The following is a 2720-nucleotide window of genomic DNA, read 5'->3' on the forward strand; positions in this document are numbered from 1 at the left end:
ACTCCCCCCCTTGTTCGGTGGACCCCTACCGGATGGTGTGTGGGGGTGGGGCGGGGTGGCCGCGCACGGCCACCCGGCCCCGGGCCCGCTCCGGATCAGTCGCTACGCACCACTGCGTACGGCATCTGCGGACGGCTCCGCGGGAGCGTCCTGCCCGGCGCCGGGCTCGACGTCCGCCAGGTTGCGGTGGCGGGTCTCCTTCGCGCAGACCACGGCCAGCACGGTGATGAGCGCAGCGGCGATCACGTACAGCGCGATCGGCGTCGAGCTGTCGTAGTCGGCGAGCAGCGCGGTGGCGATGAGCGGCGCGGGGGCACCTGCCGCGACGGACGAGAACTGGGCGCCGATCGACGCACCCGAGTACCTCATCCGGGTCGCGAACAGCTCCGAGAAGAACGCCGCCTGCGGCGCGTACATCGCCCCGTGGAAGAACAGCCCGACCGTGACGGCGAGCAGCAGACTCCAGAAGCTACGGCTGTCGATCAGCGCGAAGAACGGGAACATCCAGAGCCCCACCCCGACCGCGCCCACCAGGTACACCGGCCTGCGCCCGACCCGGTCGGACAGCGCACCCCACAGCGGGATCACGGCGAAGTGGATCGCCGACGCGATGAGGACGGCGTTGAGTGCCGTCTGCTTGCTCAGATCGGCCGCGGTCGTCGCGTAGACGAGGATGAACGCCGTGATGACGTAGTAGCTGATGTTCTCCGCCATCCTGGCGCCCATGGCGATCAACACGTCGCGCCAGTGGTGTCGCAGCACGGCCACGACCGGCATCTTCTCGGCCGCCCCGGTGGCGGCCCTGCGCTCCTCGGCCTGTGCCAGCGCGGCCTTGAACAAGGGTGATTCATCGACGGACAGACGAATCCACAAGCCGATGATCACCAGCACGCCGGAGAGCAGGAAGGGGATGCGCCAGCCCCAGGCCTCGAAAGCCGAGTCCGACATGAGCGCGGTCAGTGCGGAGAGCACCCCGGTGGCGAGCAACTGCCCGGCCGGCGCACCGGTCTGCGGCCACGAGGCCCAGAACCCGCGGCGCTTCGCGTCCCCGTGCTCCGACACCAGCAGCACGGCCCCGCCCCACTCACCGCCGAGGGCGAAGCCCTGTACCAGCCGCAGCACGGTGAGCAGGACAGGAGCGGCGACCCCCACGGTGGCGTGCGTCGGCAGCAGCCCGATCGCGAACGTGGCCCCACCCATCATCAACAGGCTGAGCACCAGCAGCTTCTTGCGCCCGAGCCGGTCGCCGTAGTGCCCGAAGACCAGCGCCCCGATCGGCCGCGCGGCGAAGCCGACCGCGTACGTGAGGAAGGACAGGAGGGTCCCCACCAGCGGCTCGGAATCGGGGAAGAACAGCTTGTTGAAGACCAGGGCGGCCGCTGATCCGTACAGAAAGAAGTCGTACCACTCGATGGTGGTGCCGATGAGGCTGGCGGCGACGATGCGGCGGAGGTTGGAGGCGGGTGGGGGAGCGGTTGCTGGGGTGGCCATGGGTACCACTTCCGGACGGTTGGCGGGGACGTTGCTGTGTCGCCATACCGTAGGAAGGGCCAGGTCAGGGGCGTATGTGGCCGGACACCATAGTTCGGGTTGCCGGTGTGCGGGCCGGTGCTACGGGGAGGGCGCGCGAGCCCGTTTCCGCTTCGGGGGTGGGCGGGAGACGGCTGTCCGAGTTGCACTGTTCGGTATATTTCGCAAGGGCGGTGCTGACTCCCGTGCTGGTTTGGTGCTGACTAAAGGCCCACGTCATCACCCGTCTTCACCTCTCCCGTGCTGACTTGGTGCTGACTGCGAAGCCACGATCCACCTCGCCATGATCTGCGACGGACGCGGCACCCCGTTCCACGTCATCACCACCGCGGCGAACGTCAACGACATCACCCAGACCCTCGCCTTGGTCGACGGTCTGTCGCCCGTCGCCGGACGCCCCGGCCGGCCGCGACGTCGCCCCGACGCGCTGCTGGGCGACAAGGCATACGACTCGAAGGCCGTGCGCCAGGAACTTCGGCGTCGCAAGATCATGCCGGTCATCTCTCGCAAGGGCGTCCCGAACATCAAGGGCCTGGGCAAGCTCCGCTACGTTGTCGAGCAGACCTTCGCCCTGCTGCACCAGTTCAAGCGCCTCGCGGTCCGGTGGGAACGACGCCTGGACCTGCACGACGCCTTGGTCTCCCTCGCCTGCGGACTCATCTGCTGGAGAAGGCTCAGCCGACAGCGTGCGCGGTCAGCAGTGCAGTCCTACGCTGGCCAGCTGTGACTGACAACCCTCTGAATTGGCTCGCCAGTAGGCTCCGTCCGCTCCAGATCGTCCGCTGCCGAGTAACAGGCCACCGGGGACGCTTCGGTGTGGAAGTCGAGTTGGTTGAGCCCGCCACCGAGGCACGGGCATTCATCGACTTCGTGAACCTCACCGACAACCTGGAACACCTGGCCCCAGAAGACTTCCCAGCGATCGGAAGCATCCTCAATGCAGTCGTACTCGACTTCATGCCCGACGGTGAGCTGCGTCTGGCGACTCGTCCATCGTCATGACTCGACAAAGGAACGAATCAAGTTCCACCCCATCGGGAGACGCGCGGGACGAGCTCCTGGCAGTCACCCAACACTCAAGATCGTGTTACGGGCTCTAACTGATGGTTTCAGAATGAGGTTCGGAGTCGTCTCAAGCAGATGATGCTGCAGGCGAGTTGGAGTAGTCCGAGGTGGAGGTCGGCTCGTAT

Annotated in this window: 3 protein-coding genes; 2 read left to right on the plus strand and 1 reads right to left on the minus strand. The window is 67.0% G+C overall.

Annotated features, from left to right (window positions below):
- Window positions 1-102: 102 nt before the first annotated feature.
- Window positions 103-1491, minus strand: coding sequence for an MFS transporter (locus ABT025_RS39305; RefSeq protein ID WP_351003620.1), 1389 nt, complete (start codon window positions 1489-1491; stop codon window positions 103-105).
- A gap of 310 nt (window positions 1492-1801) precedes the next feature.
- On the opposite strand from ABT025_RS39305, the gene ABT025_RS39310 reads away from it, so the two are divergent.
- Both ABT025_RS39310 and ABT025_RS39315 read left to right on the plus strand, forming a co-directional pair.
- Window positions 1802-2257 (plus strand): IS5 family transposase, encoded by a 456-nt coding sequence (locus tag ABT025_RS39310; protein ID WP_351003624.1) that lies wholly within the window; start codon window positions 1802-1804, stop codon window positions 2255-2257.
- 89 nt (window positions 2258-2346) lie between these two features.
- Window positions 2347-2532: a hypothetical protein gene (locus tag ABT025_RS39315; RefSeq protein ID WP_351003622.1), complete on the plus strand. Its 186-nt coding sequence runs from the start codon at window positions 2347-2349 to the stop codon at window positions 2530-2532.
- The last annotated feature ends 188 nt before the right edge of the window (window positions 2533-2720 follow it).

The sequence above is a fragment of the Streptomyces sp. NPDC002809 genome (assembly GCF_040295435.1).
GTDB lineage: Bacteria > Actinomycetota > Actinomycetes > Streptomycetales > Streptomycetaceae > Streptomyces.